Source organism: Herpetosiphon geysericola (genome assembly GCF_001306135.1).
GTDB lineage: Bacteria > Chloroflexota > Chloroflexia > Chloroflexales > Herpetosiphonaceae > Herpetosiphon > Herpetosiphon geysericola.
Map to the genome: position 1 here is coordinate 1 of NZ_LGKP01000015.1, position 16,839 is coordinate 16,839.

The following is a 16,839-nucleotide window of genomic DNA, read 5'->3' on the forward strand; positions in this document are numbered from 1 at the left end:
GTGTACAGGAATGTATGAGAGGCACCGTCGAGACGAGGCGGACAACTGGGGTGCTGTGGAGGCCGTGTGAACGGTAGAGCAGACACCCGCAGAAAGCCAAGCGATCATCGGTTGCCGCGCGTCGGCAGGACGCGGTGTGGCCAGAGGATGGTTGCATGGCAGGCAAGACTGGCATTGATGTGCGCTATGCGAATGAAGAAGTCGTCAGCTATGGGTGATTGGAGCGAGGGCGAACAATTTGGTACGTGTCGAGGTGGTTGTGCCCCACGCTGCTCCATCCCGAACCAGGCCGTGAACGCGACACACACCGAGGCTACTGCAGCACCCGCTGTGGGAACGTAGGGGGATGCGTACCATTCCACGCAACACCGTGAGTAATCCTCACGGTGTTGTTGTTTGTTTAGGTATCAAGCAAAATACCCTTCATGAATATTGCATTCGTGAAGGGTATTTATAGTTTCTAGGTTATTGCTTCAATGCTTGTTGCCTACGGGTAGTTGATTGCATTAATTTCATAACTATGGTTGATAGAAAACACTGTAACTTTGATTATTGCTTTGACGTTGCCAGCCATCGCTGGTTAGTGTCGTATCAAGCGGACTATTGTTTTCTACAATGGCACAACTGATACTATATTTGCTAAAAAGGGCTTGATACTCACCTGTCTGTTCCATGGTTACGTTTGCTTGCATAAAATCCTTGGGATACGGGTCAAAACGATTATCAATAAAAACTGGCTTTTGTGGTGCAAACCAAATTAGCTCGCCACCAATATTGTAGCTATTGTACATATTGCCTGGGCATTGCTCTAAAGCAGCAATAATTGGCTCAGAAAGTAATGGCTCGCGTTGATTCCACACAAAAAGAGCTAATATCAGCGCAATGACACTGCTAATACCAACTAAGATTAATTGCATTGGCTCGGCTTTCGTGGCTTTATTCGTTAGCTGCTGCTTCGGTGCGAGCATTTGGGCCAGAAACAGAACCGCTAAACCGTCGAAAAAGATGCTTTGACGCACTGAACGAAATGCCATAAAACCGAATAATAGCGTTGCCAACATTAAAAACCAATCGTAGCTGGTGCTCGGTTTATAGCGTTTTTTATACCAAACCAGCCCAACCACGCCAACTAATACAAAGAATGGATAGCTAGTTAAATTACTCAGGCTTTGGTTGCGCCATTCTTCAATAAAGCTATAGGTGCTGCTATCGAGTGAATTCAGCGTGAAAAGCCATAATTTATAGCCATGAGGATTAATCATGGTTGCGCTTACTGCTGCAATGCCAATCATCAGCCAGTGTACAATTGCTTCACGTTTGATAATTGCTGCAATTCCAACTAAACCAAGTAAGACGATGCCAATCACAAAACCTGCATGTAAATTGGCCCAAATCAGCATATACGGCACAATCCACCAGTGCAATTTTGGCTGGCGAATCAACATAATCAAACTAATAAATAATAAAAATGAAATAATTTGTGGCCGAATACTCCACGCACTAATGTTATCAATAATGCCTAAAGTGATCAGCAATAGGGTTACTTTGCTGCTACTAGGACTTAATCGATAAATAATTAGCCATGTGAGGGTAACAATCAATGCAAATGCAATCACAACTAATCCAAGCCCGCCGATTGCATAGATTAGGTACATCAGCACTTGGGTTAGCCATTCATGATTTGGCCAATAGGCATTGAGATTTGTCCAACTGTAAAGATCGGTGGTAATAATGCTTTTCTGCTGAAAAATATCTTGACCTGTACGCAAGAGCCACCATGTATCACTGCTAAAGTTCATACAGGCACTCATTGCGAAAATCAATATAAAAGCAATCAGGGTGAGATAATCTTGTTGGAGCAACCAATTTCTGAGTGGTTTGAACATTATAATCCTCGCTATCGGTTGGGGCTGAATACGAGGATTATACTGGATTTGCTGGTTAAAACCGAAAACTGCCTACTCAAGCATTGTGATGCGAGTAGGCAGTTTTGCTCGTTTAATTGCTGATCACCGAAAGTACCCGGCGCAGGACATCGTTGATCGAATGTTTGGTGGTATCAAGATAAATATCGGCAGCCGCACGTGCTTCTTGCAAGCGTTGTTGCTGCTGATTGTGTAACCAAGCAGGGAATGTGGGTCGGCCACGTTCATGGACAGCTGGTAAATCGACATCAAGATAAATCACATAATTTGCTTGATGTTTGCGCCAAAGCCCACGAATCCCAGAATGCTCTTGGGCAATCACCCGTGCTTGAATTCCATGGGTTTCCAAGCCTTGGCGTAAGGTTGTTTTACCGGCGGCACATGGCCCCACAATTACCACTGTTTCAGCTTGATCACTCATCGGCGGTTCCTTTCAGCGTATCTGCTGACCGCCAGCTTTGCCTCGATGAAGCCTGTGAATTAGGCTCGTTCTACTGGAAAACAAACGGTCATGCGGCGAACTTTATTTTCCGACTCCATCGGTAAGGCGGCCATCACGATCACGCTCATATCGTCGTTCGGTCGATTTTGATCGAGTTCCACTGCACGTCCTAATACATCATCGGTAACTTCTTGGGCTGTTCGTCCTTGGCGAACGTTAAAATTGCCAAGATAGTTTTCGAGCTCAATACTTTCGTTGTAACGTCGGCCCGCATGCAAAATACCATCGGTAAACACCACAACATACACATACGGACGTAAGCTAATTTTGGTGATCACCGGCTTGGTCATCGAATACAGGCCAATCGGCGTTGACGGCTCGTTGTAGGTCGTCATTCCTTGTTCATCGATTACATAAAATGGACAAGGATTATTTCTTGATACTAACACACTTCGGGCTGAAAGATCTACTGAAAGTATATTAAGTGTTGCTGAGACTTGGCCATGGCGATAAGCATACAGATAATCGTGAACTGCCCGCGCAACAGCACCATCGCGTGCGCCATCTTTGAGCATGGAAATTGCCCTGGTTGTAACCAGGTTACTCAGCGTTTTGGCTCCGCGCCCACTGCCTTGGCCATCGGCCAATACAAACGAAAAGCCGCCATGCGGTCGCTCGATCATCTCAAGGGTGTCGCCGCTTTCTGGGGTGGCATACTTGCCAACTTTTGCAACACCAACTTGCAGTTCCAACATAACAATCCTCAGATTTCTAGTATTGATGGTGCGATTGCCTTTGTTCATCATACCACGAGACAGCGCGCTTTGGGTGCGGTACAATTGGCCTTAGTAGTATAAGGAGGCCGCTGTGGAGCAGCGCGTTTTACGCTTTGAAACCCAAGCTGGTGTACGCATCTACAGCTTGCCTGTAGAGGTTTTTTCGCAGTTTTATGCGAATGTCTATCTGGTGGTCGCCGATAGTACAATCTGTTTGATCGATACTGGCTCAGGCCACGGCAATTCCAACCGCGATCTGCTGACTGGCTTCGCTGCGCTTCAGGATCAATGGGGCGAAAAACTAAGCTTGGCCGAGGTTAATCAGATTATTCTGACCCACGCTCATATCGATCATTTTGGCGGCTTGCCATTTGTGCGCCAATTTACCCAAGCGCAAACCGCTATCCACATTGCTGATCGGCGGGTGATTACCAATTACGATGGGCGGTTGCGCTTCGCATCGAAGGCATTAAGCCGCTTTTTGCGCCACGCTGGGGTTTCTGCCGCGCAACATCAGCATTTGATGGGCATGTATTTGCAAAATAAAGAGGCTTTTCAAACCGCGCCAATCGAGCAAACCTTCGAAGATGGCGATCGGCTGTGCGATTTATTCGATGTGGTGTATACGCCTGGCCATTGCCCAGGCCAAGTTTGTTTGCGTTTGGATGAAGTGTTGTTCAGTGCTGACCATATTTTGGCTCGCACCGCGCCGCATCTTGCCCCCGAAATGATTACCCCAGGCACTGGTTTAGAGCACTATATTTGGGGCTTGCAACAAGTCGCTCGGCTTGATGGCATTGCGTTGACCTTGGGTGGCCACGAGCAGCCAATCGAAAACTTGCCCAAGCGTTTGGAGCAAATTTTTGCCTCGAATCAGCGCAAAATCGAGCGCATTAGCGATTTGCTCAAGGCTCAGCCGCAAACTGTGGCGCAGCTGAGTGCTTCGATGTATCGCGGTTTGCAGGGCTACGACGAGCTATTGGGCATCGAGAAAGTTGGTGCATTTGTCGAATATTTGTATCTGCGCGGCTATGTGCGGCCTGTCAATATCGCTCCCGACGACGATGACCGCGACCCGATTAATGTGGTGTATGAGTTGTTTTAAGTAGCCAAGTTCCCTCAAGCCAACCTCTCTCCCGTGGTGCCGTCGAAGGGTTTTAATTATTTGTTCCCCCTCGCCCGCAGTTAATGGGCGAGGGAGTGAGCAAACGATCTTATTCGCCAGTGAAGAAATTTTGAATATCGTATTGAACGTTGTTGGCCCATTTGCTAATTGGGTTATCGAGCGCAATATCATTCAATGTGCTCATTTGGCCTGTCACTAGCAAAATCCCAACCGCAATCAACAAGATGCCGCTGATGACGCTGGTGGAGTGCAAAATAATTGTGCGCTTGCCGATGTTAAACTCCAAAGCGCGCCCGCGCAGAATCTTCCAACCCTTTGACCCTTGGCCAAGTTTGTTGAAAAAGGTCGCGACGATCATCAAGGGCAGGGCTAGGCCAAGCACATAGATGAAGGTTAATGTTGCCCCAGCGATAATCGAAGCTCCAGTTGAGATCAGCAAGGTCAAAATTGCACCCAAAATTGGGCCGATACACGCTGTCCAGCCGAGCGCAAAGGTCAGGCCATAGAGATAGGCACTGCCAACGGTGGCGCTTGAGCTGCGTTTGATATTCGCTCCGGTGAAGCCAATGCCAAAGATGCTCATTACGCCCATCACGATGATAATAACGCCGCCAATTTGGGCAAATAAATCTTTGTTGGATGAAATGCCGCGGATGGCTTGACTGGTTGCCGTAATCGCCATGCCCAGCACAACCATCGTGGTTGCCAAGCCTGCAAAGAAAGCCAACGACGAGATAATTGTGCGCTGGCGTTTTTGGGCGACGCTCTCCTCGCCAGCACTATTGATGCCGAATGTCCACGCAAAATAGGCTGGTAGCACTGGCAAGGTACATGGCGAGAGAAACGATAAAACGCCCGCCATAAAAGCCGGAACCGCCAAGGTAATCACATTTTGGCCACCTTGAGCGACCCCAATCAGCAAAATTGCTGCTACCACAAACACGGCTAGCCCAATCATAGCCATGGTAAACAGTCGGGAGGGTTGGCGCTGAGTTTGCGCTTGTTGCATATTTTATCCTTCGTGACGAACTAAGGCATCGGTCATTCGACAAACATCGACCATCGCAGCAACATCATGAACGCGCACGATATCGGCTCCTGCCTGAATTGCATAGGCAACGGTGGCGGCTGTGCCCCACAAGCGCTGCTCAACTGGTCGGTTTAATGTTATCCCAATCATGGATTTTCGGCTAGTGCCGACCAATAATGGGTAGCCCAAGCTGGCGATTGTGCGTAGTTGCCGTAATACCTGGAGGTTTTGCTCAGGGCTTTTGCCAAAACCAATGCCTGGGTCGAGCAAAATCAAATCGTTGGCGATGCCAGCTTGCAAGGCAAAATCGATGCTTTGGCGTAATTCAGCACAGACTTCGCCAATAATATCGCCATAGTCGCTGGCGGCGTAATTTGTGCCATGGGCAAATTGTTCAACTGTGCTGACCCGATTGTGCATCAAAATGATTGGCACTTGAGCCTGGGCCACAACCTGTGCCAAAGCTGTATTCCAACTGCCATCAGCCTGCCGCAAGCCCCAAATATCGTTAACAACGTTCGCGCCAGCAGCCAGCGCCGCCGCCACAACCTGGGCTTTGTAGCTATCAATCGAAATTGGCAGCGGGCACACTTGGCGAATCGCCTGAATTGCTGGCACAACCCGCGCAATTTCTTGCTCAATGTTGACTGTGCTGGCTCCAGGCCGCGTCGATTCGCCGCCAATATCCAAAATATCGGCTCCAGCATCAGCAAAATCAAGTGCTTGCTGCTGAATCTGGCTTTGGCCTGCCTCAAGCAACCCATCATTCGAGAACGAATCGGGTGTGACATTGACAATACCCATCACCAAGGTTTTTTTGCCCCAATGCCACTGGGTTGAGCCAAGTTTGAGGCTACCACGGGCTTGATTATGCACAAGCAAAGCGCCAATTTGTTGGGCCAAGGCTTGCAAGGCAGGCAACGGAATCGCTTGTAATTTGGCGCATAAGGCCCGCCACGAACGCTCATTCGCCCACGCCAGCAGCTTGGTTGGGTTGCTGCTTTGGCCTAAATAGACGTGTGGGCTAACCAAGGCATCGCCATCGAGTGCTAATAGCTCTTGTTTCACAATCATCGCCGTATGCGGATCAACCTGATCGCAATGCAGCATAATCAGGTTGGCCTTGGTCAACACCCGTTCGGCGGCGTTGGGGTAAGTTTCAATTTGAGCGATCACATGGAGCAATTCAGCGCGTTGTTGGGGGTAATATTGACGAATGTTATAGGCAAATTCAGGCATAATCCAATCTTTCGTGCTAAGCCATGGCTATTCTAGCCGATATGTCGCAGTTTGCGACTCGGTTCAATAGCTGATTTTAAATGTGTATTGTACTTGGAGATACCAAGATTGCTTTTGATCCACGAAGAGCACGAAGAGCACGAAGAGCACGAAGCATGGAAACCACGAAGGATACGAAGCACCGAAACCACGAAGGACGATTATTTTTTGGCCACGAATTGCACGAATTCCACGAAGGATAATTATTGTTTAGCCACAGATTGCACAGATTGTTTTGATTATTGTTCCAATAGCCCAAAGCCTATAGCCTTTCAACTCGCTTTTGACTTTTGATTTTTGCCTTCTGCCTTTCGATTGTTCTATGTTCTATGCTCTTTTCTGACTTTTGACTTCTGCCTTCTGACTTCATCCCTCATCCTTTCGCCCATCTCCCCCACATGTGTGACGGCTATGCTATAATCTGCGCTTGGATTGAGTTTTTGAAGCTGTCTGCTGAACAGGAGCCGCATTGTGCTACCTCGAACGTTTGGCAACTATACGATTGAGCGCGAATTAGATCGAGGCGGAGTTGCGGCAGTTTTTCTCGGCCAACATCGAGCCTTGCCGCGCCAAGTGGCGATTAAAGTCTTGCTCAATCATACCGAAGAGTTGGTTGAGCGTTTTCAGCGCGAAGCCGAAATTACCAGTAAACTGCGCCATCCGCAGATCATCGAAATTTATGATCATGGCATGCAAGGCCCGTTTGCCTATACGGTGATGGCGGCACTCATGGGCGGCTCGTTAAAGCGCATGCTCGAAACTGCGCCTCAGCAGCATCTAACGCCCGAGCTTGCGCTCAACGTTTTTTACCAAATTGGCGAGGCTTTGGATTTTGCCCATAGCCAAGGGATTGTCCATCGCGATGTTTCGCCTGGCAATATTCTGTTTGATCACGATCTGCAACGGGTTGTGCTGTGCGATTTTGGGATTGCCCGTTGGGAACAGGCCCATAGCAACACGACCAACCGCGTGGTGATGGGCACGCCTGGCTATTTCTCGCCTGAGCATCTGCGCGGCGCACGCGAAGTCAACGCTCAATCCGATATTTTTGGGCTTGGTTTGGTCTTATATGCGATGTTGGCTGGCCGTCTGCCGTGGGCCGAACCGCTTGATTATGCCGACCCTCAGAATGTTCAACCGTATCCACCCATATCGACGTTAGTTGGTCTTTCGCCTGACATCGACCCAATTATTGCCAAATTGCTGGCGGTCGATCCTGCTCAACGCTATCAAACAGTAGCCGAGGCAAGCGCAGCACTACGTCGGATTTTTTCGGAGCATCCTGCCTTGACTACCAGTGAAGGGAGCGTCTCTGTGCAGCGCCACTCGATCTATCTCGCCCCATCCTTCCGCGCGGAAGGTCTCGAACCCAATGCCGTCGAAGAATACCTTGGCCCGCAGCTTAAATCGGAACCTATTAAGCGTGCGCATCGGCGTGCCGCTATTTTGAGCCAGCCAGAGCATTTGGTTAATTTGCTCGAAGCTTGGAGCATGGGCGAGCGCTTCCGGCGGCGCAATCTTGGTCGTCTCGCCACCTTCTATCGCATCCAAAGCCAAAATATCTATTACTACAAGCTCGATGTGCTATATGAACATCGTGGCGAAGCCTTCATCAAACAAGAGGCCGACCGCGAACGCCAGCCGATGAGTGGCGAGATGGAATTGGGCGTGTGGGATGTGAAGCTGCCAGAATTTAGCGATTTTGTAGCTTCCGAAGGCTTGGTCGATCGGATCAAAGGCTCAGAACAGGTCAGCCAATGTGGCCGTTGTTCGACCAAGGGCAATATCTTATGCCAAAAATGTAAAGGCAATGGCCGCGTCACCATCACCAAAACCGTTGAAAAGATGGTTGATGTCACCGATGCCAATGGCAATAAGGTCCAAACCCCAACCCAAGTGGTCGAAAACGAAGTCCAAACCTGTAGCGATTGTAAGGGCAAAGGCTATTTGGTCTGTCCCGATTGCCAAGGCATTGGCATGATCGTTAAGCGCAAGGCCTTCAACTGGCAGCGTATCCCGCTCAATTGGAGCATTCACGACGATTTGCCCGAGGTTGATGAAGGTTTATTGCAGGCCGAAGCCGTCGAAGTTTGCAATTATATGCTGACCAACATTCCCAAAGAATGGGCGCTGATTCCTAAGCTCGATAGCTTGGTCGAAAAAGCTATGGCCGAAGTCAGCAAAGATAAGCGGATTGTGCTGGCGCGCTTGATCGTGCATATGGTGCCAGTTACGAAGTTGCAATTTGCGCTTGGCCAGCAGCTTGATGATGGCGATGTGGTCAAGCTCTATGATACCGATAACGATGCTGATACGCCCAGCGTGCCAGTGATTGTCGAGGAGCCAGGCGAATTGCCACGCGATTTGTTTACCTTGCACTTGCTAGGCTTCAAAAATACGATTAGCGAAGAAGAAGCGCGGGTTTTCCGCGATTGGGCGCGCATTATCAGCTGGCTTGGGGTTGCTGCACTCGCCGCTGCCTTGCTGATTACGCTGATCTTCGTTATTTTTATTTACTAGCTCGAATAGTTGGCACAAAAATAGCGCTGGCGTTACAAGCAACGCCAGCGCTGTTGGTTTTTTAGAAGTAGCGGCTGAGGTTTTCGAAGATTTTATCAATATCGCCAGTGCTGCCCTCGACCAATTCGGTGCGTGAGAAATCGGCAATTTGTTGCAAAATGCTTTTTTCTGCATCAGCGCCGTAGGCAATTGGGAAAATTTGAATGCTTGATTCGCCAAAATTTCCCAACATCTGATCGATTGAGATTTGGCTGGCGGTATCAGCGCCATCGCTCAAGACCACAATCGCGTTGATTCGGTCGGGCTGTTTGAGCGCTTCCAGCTCTTGGCGAGCGAGATCAACCGCATCGTAAAGCGACGTATTGCCATCGGGCACCAGCCCTTGAGTTTGCATTTGCAACTTGGACATATTTTCGCTGCGGGTGGCGAGCGGCACCAACACGCTTGGACTCGACGAGAAGCCAATCATGCCGACGTTATCTTTGCTGGGCAAGCGACTGAGAAAGACTTCTACGCCAAGTTTGGCTTGATCCATCTTATCGTCGTCGCGCATCGAGCCAGAGCTATCGACAACCAACATAATATTGGCTGGCTTACGGTTATTGGCCCAAGCGTTTTTGGCGGCCACAATCACATCTGCTGGTGGCGTTGCCAACGAATTGCGTGGCTGATTGGGGTCTACGCCGAATTGCGGGGTTAATGGCGAGGCCAACGCAACATCAACATTCGCTGGCCGAAAGCCTTGCTGCATCGCAAAATTTTGGCTGTCGGGAGTAAGCAAGAAATTGTAGAAGACGCTAGCCGCAGCTTTTTCATCGGCGTTGGCATCGCTCATCACAATAAATGGGTTATCGTGAATAAACGTACCTTCTTTAGGATAAATTGCCACCAACGGCACATTTGGCGCTTGTTTATTGAAGTCAATCAGGGTAATTTCTTCCATTGGGAAGGCCGAGATATAGGCCATGCCATATTTTTGCATGTTTTGGCTAAACACCAAGGTATTCGAGCCATAGTGCTTGATGCCTTGTGCCAAATCGCGCAAAAATTGTTGGCTTTTTTCTTGGTTAATGTCTTCGACCGTGAGATCGCTAGTTTTGCTGTTGGCTGCATACAACTCGGCCAACACCGTTGAAAGCGCAGTTGTGCTAATGTCGGGGTCGGTGTGGCCCCACGAGAAGCGGCCCCAATCTTGTTGGCCAAATTTGCCCCAGCCCTCTGCATCTTGAATCAAGGCCAGCATATCCGACCAGCCAACCTCTTTGTCGGGGTAGCCCATGGCTTCGGCCATTGGTTTCCACATCGAAATAACCACTGGCGTTAACACCAACGATTGTGGATCTGGCTCAGCAATGTTGGGGTTATTGCTTTCTTTCTTCAAGACTTCGAGCCAGGTTGAGGCTGAAGGTGTCCAGATGGTGGTTTTCAGTTGACCAGCGCGCAGTTGGGTGCGGGCCGTGCCTGAGGAAAGCTCAGTGCCTTGGACGACAATTCGTTTGCCATTTGATTGCACATTTTGGTTGTTGAAGTTGGCGATTCGTTCTTCAAGCCATTTGGTTTTTTCAGGGCTATAGGTGATGCTAATCAGCAGATCATTTGCCCCTACAACTGGGCCACTGGTTTGGCTCGTTCTCGTAGGTACTTGGGCTTCCTCGCCACAGGCGGCAAGGATGAGCATAATGAGGATGAGAAAACTCCGGAAGAAGCGTTGCATAAGCTTAATCTCCTTAAACTGACAAGCTCTATTGTAGCGCTTTGCAAGGCGTTAAGAAAGGTTCGTTGCTGGTACGCGTGTTGGATGGTTGAGGTTACGCGTGGTTGCGCAGCACGGTGCGAATGCCTTGTTGCAAGGTGGGGTAGGTTTGGAGATCATCGAGATTGCCGCCAACGCTGATTAATGCTTGGGCCACATCTGGCTGAACGCCAGTTAAAATGAGGTTTGCACCGAGCAAGCGAATGCCTTGGGCTGCCCGCAACAAGCGGCTGGCAACTTCGCGATCAACGTTTGGCACGCCAGTCATATCGAGCAAGGCAACCCGCGCACGTTGGCTTGATATGCCATCAAGCAGATTATTGGTAATTTGTTGCAAACGCTCGCCATCGAGCGCCCCGACCAGTGGCATAACCATCACTGTATCGCTCAAGGGAATTAATGGTGCGCTCAAGCGCGCTAGCATCGCCGTATGGCCGCGAATCATTTCAGCTTGCAGTTGATTGCGCTCTTGCTCGGTACGGCGACGAATCTGAATATCGCGCAGGAAGGCGATCCAAAGTTGGTGCTCGTCAGTTTGCATGGTGCCGAGCACCATTTCAACAGGTTGAGTTTCGCCATTGGGCAAGCGCACATCAAACTCAGCGGCTCCCGTTTGCTGCTGAAGGCTTGCCAATTCGACCCCCAGCACCTCAGCGATGTTTAATTGATCGACGTTACGGCCTAAAATGCGTTCGGCAGCCCGATTGGCCGAGCGAATAATGCCCTGTTGATCGTAGGTAATAATCGCTTCGGCAGCGTGATCGACAATTGCTTGGCGTTGGCTGCTTGATTCGACCATGGCGCTGGCGATTGAATTGAACGAGGTCGCAACTTGGCCTAATTCATCGCGAGTATCAATTGTTACATTGCTCAGCGTATTCGAGGTGAGCATACTGCCAGCGGCCTGTTGAAAAGCCCGCACCGTATCCATAACCGCGCGGTAGAAGCCAAGAAAGAGATAGATTGCCAACAAAATCAACGAGGCAATGAGGCCAATAAAGAATGCGCGCCTCGTTTGCGCTTGGCTAATCCGCTGATTGAGCAGGGCATTAAGCTGGGTTGAGGTAGCATCCCAAAGCTTAAAACTACTGTTGAGGGTAAACTCGGTTTCTTGGCGAAAGGTTGTGGAATCGATGGTTGGCGTTTCAACCCGAATCACTTGGAGCAGAATTTGAAAACTAAGCTCTTCGGTGGCTTGAATGAAGCTGCGCACCGATTCTTCCATCAGCGGGCGTAAAGCCTCGTTATTGCTAAATACCACACCCAAACTATAGTTAATTTCGGTGTTCGTTTCTTGCAATTGGCTATTGACGACTGTGAGCGTATTGCGCTCTTCTGGGCTGATCGTGCCGCGATCGATTGCATTGCCGCCGGCGCTGGCCACGCTCGCAGTTGCCGCTTGATGGGCTGGCAGGGTTTCGATTAGCGCATTCATGAGGTAATAACTATCGATATTGGGATCGAGAATTAAGCCCGATTGATCGCCGATGCGTTGCATACAGGCGCGCACCGCTTGGAGCACTCGATTGTGGGCGGCATTGCTATCCGCCACACTGCGCAAGGTCAATTGCGCTTGGAGCCGTTCCCATTCATTAAAAAGCACGGTTACTTGGGTTTGGGTATCAAAGCGACCTTTATATTGACTATCGAAGGCTTTAAATGCTTCAAGTTGGTTGCTAATTGTCTCGTTTTTGAGCAAGAGTGGGCTTAATGAGGCTTGGTCGCCACCGAGATAGCGTTCAGCCAATAATTGTTGCTCAACAATTGATTGCATGAGGCCACGCAGCGGTTGCAAATAGGTCGTGCCCTCTAATTCGCTGCGGGTATAATTTATTTCACGTTGTAGATCAGTTAATAGTGCACTCAGCAAAAAGGTTAATGGAATGGCAAAAACCAAACTCAATAACCCGAATTTTTGGGGATACGTTAGGCGTTTCATCAGCCATGTGGCTGGAGTAAAGAATGCACGCATGGTTCGTATACCTAATGGCTGAGGTGTGGTTGGCCCTTATGATAGCACACCTAGGCCCTTTTGTGCAGTAGCTCTTGCGCGCTGCTGCTACCTAAACCTCAGGCTTTGTCGTAGCGCGCTGAGGTTGATCTTGGGGCGGCAGCAAGGCTTGCTCGATAAATTGCAACAACGTTGGCTCGTAGTTGCTAACATCGCTTTCGCCGCGCAGCATCGCCATGGTCACGACCCATTCAATTAAGCCTGCCAAAATTTCGGCCAAGGCCAGCGGTTGATAGCTGTACATGCTGCCTTGCTGCATGCGTTGGGCCAAGGCTTCGGCCAAAATAGCATGCAAACGTAAGCGGGCTGGTTGTTGTTGCTCGACCTCAAGGTTTAAGCCTGCTTCCAGCCCCAACAAGCGAAATAAATCAGTGTGTTGCAATGAATAGCGAATTGCGGTTTGAACGCATTCACGAATCATGGTTTGGGTTGATTCGAGCGCTAAAATGGGCAGAATAACTTCAGTCAAGCCCTCTAAAACTGAATCGGCCAGCGCCATCGCCAAGGTTTGCTTCGAATCAAAATACAGATAGAGCGTTCCCGTGGCCATTTCAGCGCGTGCAGCGATATCGAGCATGCGGGCTTTAGTGTAGCCCTGCTGCATAAATACTTCACGGGCGGCACTGAGAATAGCTTGGCGGCGATGAGGGTCGGCGGTACGTGCCAATGGATAGCTCCTTTGTGGCTTGAACAATGTGGCAAGTGTTGCTTGATTATAGCAAAAATCGCTGTTTGCAGAACCAGCCAATTGGGCAGTTGAACAGGCTTTTTAGCCCATTCTAAAGGCTTAAACATGCCTGAAAAAGAGGCTTGCCATGCATTTTTGCTGTGCTATACTTGGCCGCAAGTGAATGTTTTGGGCGCGACCTCAAATGGAGCTTTGCTGCCCCACTCGCAATCGGCTTTCGCGCTTGAGTTTTACGTTGACCCAAACCCTTTCACCCCGAAAATCGGTCTTACCTTTTGGAAGGAATCCTATGAGTTTCACCGACAAAACCCTCGTCTGTGTCGATTGCGGGAATGACTTCGTTTTTACTGCTGGTGAACAAGAGTTTTACGCCCAAAAAGGCTTTACCAACGAACCACGGCGTTGCACCCAATGTCGGCAAAGCAAAAAACAACAACGTAGCGAGCCAAGTGGTCGCTCAAGCTATGATCGAGATAGTGGTTTTGGTGGTCGTGAACGCAGCCGCGAATATGGCGGGCGCGATAGTTTTGGTGGTGGCCGTTCTGGCTTTGGCGGTGGCAATCGCCGCGATGCTGCTGGCCAAGCTCCCCGTGAGATGTACGATACCGTCTGCGCTGAATGTGGTCGCACGACAACTGTACCATTCAAGCCGACTCAGGGCCGTCCGGTCTATTGCCGCGACTGTTTTCAAAAGCAACGAACCTCTTCGCGTTGGTAAATTGGCTCGGTTAAGCTAAATTTGGTGGGGCAGTCGTTCAGTCGCCAATTGGGGCGGCTGAATTGTTTTTTAGCTGCTTAATCAAGCCATAGCTATTGCTCCTTTGTTATGGCTTATGTCCAAGGTGGCTGAGGCAATATTCTGCTTGGATAGCATTTTGCATAAAGGTTTAGTATGATCGTTGCATACTAGCTGTTTTTTGGAGGTAGACAATGGCGTTATTGGCCGAAAAAGTGGCATTAATTACTGGGGCTGGCCGTGGGATTGGCGCAGCTGCTGCTCGTTTATTCAGCCAGCATGGCGCCCATGTAGTGCTCTGCGATTTGGATGCTGCTCCGGTTGAGCAATTGGCAGCAGCATTAAACGCTGCTGGTGGCAAAGCCTTGGCGTTTGCAGGCGATGTGACCAGCGCCGAATTTGCGCCGCAAGCGATTGCTGCTACGTTGGAGCATTTTGGGGGCCTCGATATTTTGGTCAACAATGCTGGCTACACCTGGGATGGCGTGTTGCACACGATGGATGATGCGCAATGGCAAGCGATGCTCGATGTGCATTTATCAGCACCATTCCGCCTGATTCGGGCGGCAGCTCCCTACTTGCGCGATACAGCCAAAGCTGAAATCAAGGCTAACGGTGCCGCCAAACCACGCAAAATTATCAATGTTTCTTCGGTTTCGGGGGTGTATGGCAATGCTGGTCAAGCCAATTATGCTGCTGCCAAATCTGGTGTGGTTGGCTTAACCAAAACCTTGGCTAAAGAATGGGGTCGCTTTAATGTTCAGACCAATGCAGTGTGCTATGGCTTTATCGAAACCCGTTTGACCGCTGCCAAGGAGCAAGGTGAAACGATTCAGCGCGGCGAACAGGAAATTAAGCTTGGGGTGCCCGAAAATCTGATGGCTGGAATTACCATGTTTCACCCGATGGGGCGGGCTGGTACGCCAGAAGAAGCTGCTGGGCCAATGGTCTTTTTGGCATCGAGTTTAGCCAATTATGTGAATGGCGAAATCTTGGAAGTAACTGGCGGCATGGGGATTTAAGCAAGCTCTTATTTCTCCTCCCTTCCGTCCCTCCGCTGGAGGGAGACGCAGGGGGTTTTCAGCCCCCTGCACCCCCAAATATTTATTTTGAGGAATGTTCCGATTTGTTCTCATCCTCGGCTTCGTGCTCTTCGTGCTCTTCGTGGATCAACCAACTAGCCTGCTGCTTGCTCTTTGCTGTTGCTCGATTCAATGATGCCGCGATCAAGCAATTCTTGCAAGCCTTTGGCAACTGCTTCGACCGTAAAGTCAATGTGCTCAATTGTGTGAGCACTGGTCAGGAAGTTAACATCGCGGCGCAAAATCACGCCATGTTTGGCAATTGCGCCCAACAATGCTTCCATCAAACGGGCATGAGTTGGCATGTCGGGGGCAAACGAGAAGAACGGAATTGCATCGTAGCCACAAACCCGCAACGCCACCCCAAGCGCCTCGGTTTTGGCGTTCACGCCTTCGCGCAAGCGCTGGCCAAGCTTGGCAACATGCGCAAAGTAATTGGTGTTGCGATAGACGTTGATCACTGCGTAACAGACCTCCAAGGAAAGCATTTCGCCGCCAAAGGTGGTTGAAACTTGCAAATCTGATAAGCGTTCGAGATACTTTTTGGGGCCAGCAATCGCTGAAAGTGGCATGCCTGCGGCGATCCCCTTTGAGAGACAGACGAAATCGGCATCAACGCCATAGAATTCTTGCGCGCCACCAAGCGCCAAGCGGAAGCCCGTCACCACTTCGTCGAGCACAAATAATGCGCCAACTGCATGACACGCTGCCTTGACTTCGTTCAAATACTCAGCATCCAAGCAGTGTTTGTAGGGCATTGAGAGCAAAACGGCGGCCAATTGCTCGCCATGCTTGTTGATCGCAGCAATCAAGTTGGGCTTTTCGTGGGGAGCCATCAACGATACTTGCTCGGTATATTGGCTCAGGCCTGCGGGCACGCCTGGCGTGTAATACATAAAATGATCGTGCCAACCGTTGTAGCCAACCGTGATAATTCGTTCGCGCTTGGTAACGTGGCGGGCCAAGCGCACCGCTGCTGAGGTGGCATCAGCGCCGGTTTTGAAGAAACGCGCCATTTCGGCGTTGGGAATGATATCGAGCAAGGCTTGGGTTGCGCGAACCTCAACTTCGGTGGGCAGCGAATGAATCAGCCCTTTATCCAAATTCTTGCGAATCGTTTCGACAACTGCTGGGTGATTGTGGCCTAAGGTGGTTGCGCCCAAACCACAAATATAGTCGATATATTGGTTGCCATCAACGTCGGTGACTAATGCGCCATCGCCATGATCAATAAAGACTGGAAACGAACCATAGGCAAATTGTTCGGGCCGTTTCATTAACGATTGAGTTGTGCCAGGAACAATTGCTTCTGCTTGGGCCAATAATTCCATCGATTTGCTGAGATTGAGGGCTTCGCCGCTGACCTTTGGCAGTTGTGCTGCGCTCATGCTGCTCGATCCTTCCATATATGCCTAGGCTGATGTGTAATTATGTAGAATAAAATCTATTTAGTCGGATTAAATAGATTTTAT

General features: G+C 49.8%; 13 protein-coding genes. 4 read left to right on the forward strand and 9 right to left on the reverse strand.

Annotated features, from left to right (window positions below; genetic code table 11):
• Positions 1 to 518 precede the first annotated feature (518 nt).
• The 3 genes from SE18_RS08705 to SE18_RS08715 all read right to left on the reverse strand — a co-directional run bounded on the left by SE18_RS08705 (position 519) and on the right by SE18_RS08715 (position 3,122).
• A complete protein-coding gene (locus SE18_RS08705; RefSeq protein WP_152976589.1) occupies positions 519 to 1,799 on the reverse strand; it encodes a hypothetical protein in 1,281 nt (426 codons plus the stop codon).
• Between the two features lie 199 nt (positions 1,800 to 1,998).
• Entirely contained in the window at positions 1,999 to 2,346 is a 348-nt protein-coding gene (locus tag SE18_RS08710; protein WP_054534059.1) for a hypothetical protein, read from the reverse strand.
• 59 nt (positions 2,347 to 2,405) lie between these two features.
• Positions 2,406 to 3,122, reverse strand: a complete 717-nt coding sequence (locus tag SE18_RS08715) for a PP2C family protein-serine/threonine phosphatase (protein ID WP_054534060.1) — start codon at positions 3,120 to 3,122, stop codon at positions 2,406 to 2,408.
• Between the two features lie 112 nt (positions 3,123 to 3,234).
• Here SE18_RS08715 and SE18_RS08720 point away from each other — a divergent pair, with 112 nt between their 5' ends.
• Positions 3,235 to 4,248, forward strand: coding sequence for an MBL fold metallo-hydrolase (locus SE18_RS08720; protein ID WP_054534061.1), 1,014 nt, complete (start codon positions 3,235 to 3,237; stop codon positions 4,246 to 4,248).
• Positions 4,249 to 4,357: 109 nt separating this feature from the next.
• Here SE18_RS08720 and SE18_RS08725 read toward each other — a convergent pair whose 3' ends face one another.
• Together SE18_RS08725 and folP are read right to left on the reverse strand one after the other, a co-directional pair.
• On the reverse strand, positions 4,358 to 5,278 hold the full coding sequence (locus tag SE18_RS08725) for a cytochrome c biogenesis CcdA family protein (protein WP_054534062.1): 921 nt from the start codon (positions 5,276 to 5,278) through the stop codon (positions 4,358 to 4,360).
• A 3-nt stretch (positions 5,279 to 5,281) separates the two neighbouring features.
• Complete coding sequence (folP, locus tag SE18_RS08730) at positions 5,282 to 6,538, reverse strand: dihydropteroate synthase (protein ID WP_083469791.1); 1,257 nt, start codon at positions 6,536 to 6,538, stop codon at positions 5,282 to 5,284.
• A 510-nt stretch (positions 6,539 to 7,048) separates the two neighbouring features.
• On the opposite strand from folP, the gene SE18_RS08735 reads away from it, so the two are divergent.
• Entirely contained in the window at positions 7,049 to 9,097 is a 2,049-nt protein-coding gene (locus SE18_RS08735; protein WP_054534063.1) for a protein kinase domain-containing protein, read from the forward strand.
• A 61-nt stretch (positions 9,098 to 9,158) separates the two neighbouring features.
• Here the strand turns inward: SE18_RS08735 and SE18_RS08740 are convergent, their stop codons facing one another.
• The 3 genes from SE18_RS08740 to SE18_RS08750 form a co-directional block, all read right to left on the reverse strand.
• Positions 9,159 to 10,811 carry a VWA domain-containing protein gene (locus SE18_RS08740; protein ID WP_054534064.1) on the reverse strand — a complete coding sequence of 551 codons (1,653 nt, stop codon included), beginning with the start codon at positions 10,809 to 10,811 and terminating at the stop codon, positions 9,159 to 9,161.
• A 94-nt stretch (positions 10,812 to 10,905) separates the two neighbouring features.
• Positions 10,906 to 12,822, reverse strand: coding sequence for a PAS domain S-box protein (locus SE18_RS08745; protein WP_054534065.1), 1,917 nt, complete (start codon positions 12,820 to 12,822; stop codon positions 10,906 to 10,908).
• Between the two features lie 91 nt (positions 12,823 to 12,913).
• A complete protein-coding gene (locus SE18_RS08750; RefSeq protein WP_054534066.1) occupies positions 12,914 to 13,528 on the reverse strand; it encodes a TetR/AcrR family transcriptional regulator in 615 nt (204 codons plus the stop codon).
• 310 nt (positions 13,529 to 13,838) lie between these two features.
• Between SE18_RS08750 and SE18_RS08755 the strand changes: the two genes are divergently transcribed.
• A complete protein-coding gene (locus SE18_RS08755; RefSeq protein WP_054534067.1) occupies positions 13,839 to 14,267 on the forward strand; it encodes a zinc-ribbon domain containing protein in 429 nt (142 codons plus the stop codon).
• A gap of 212 nt (positions 14,268 to 14,479) precedes the next feature.
• Positions 14,480 to 15,307 carry an SDR family NAD(P)-dependent oxidoreductase gene (locus SE18_RS08760; protein WP_054534068.1) on the forward strand — a complete coding sequence of 276 codons (828 nt, stop codon included), beginning with the start codon at positions 14,480 to 14,482 and terminating at the stop codon, positions 15,305 to 15,307.
• Positions 15,308 to 15,462: 155 nt separating this feature from the next.
• On the opposite strand, the gene SE18_RS08765 is transcribed toward SE18_RS08760, so the two are convergent.
• Positions 15,463 to 16,755 (reverse strand): aminotransferase class III-fold pyridoxal phosphate-dependent enzyme, encoded by a 1,293-nt coding sequence (locus SE18_RS08765; RefSeq protein ID WP_054534069.1) that lies wholly within the window; start codon positions 16,753 to 16,755, stop codon positions 15,463 to 15,465.
• Between the last annotated feature and the right edge of the window lie 84 nt (positions 16,756 to 16,839).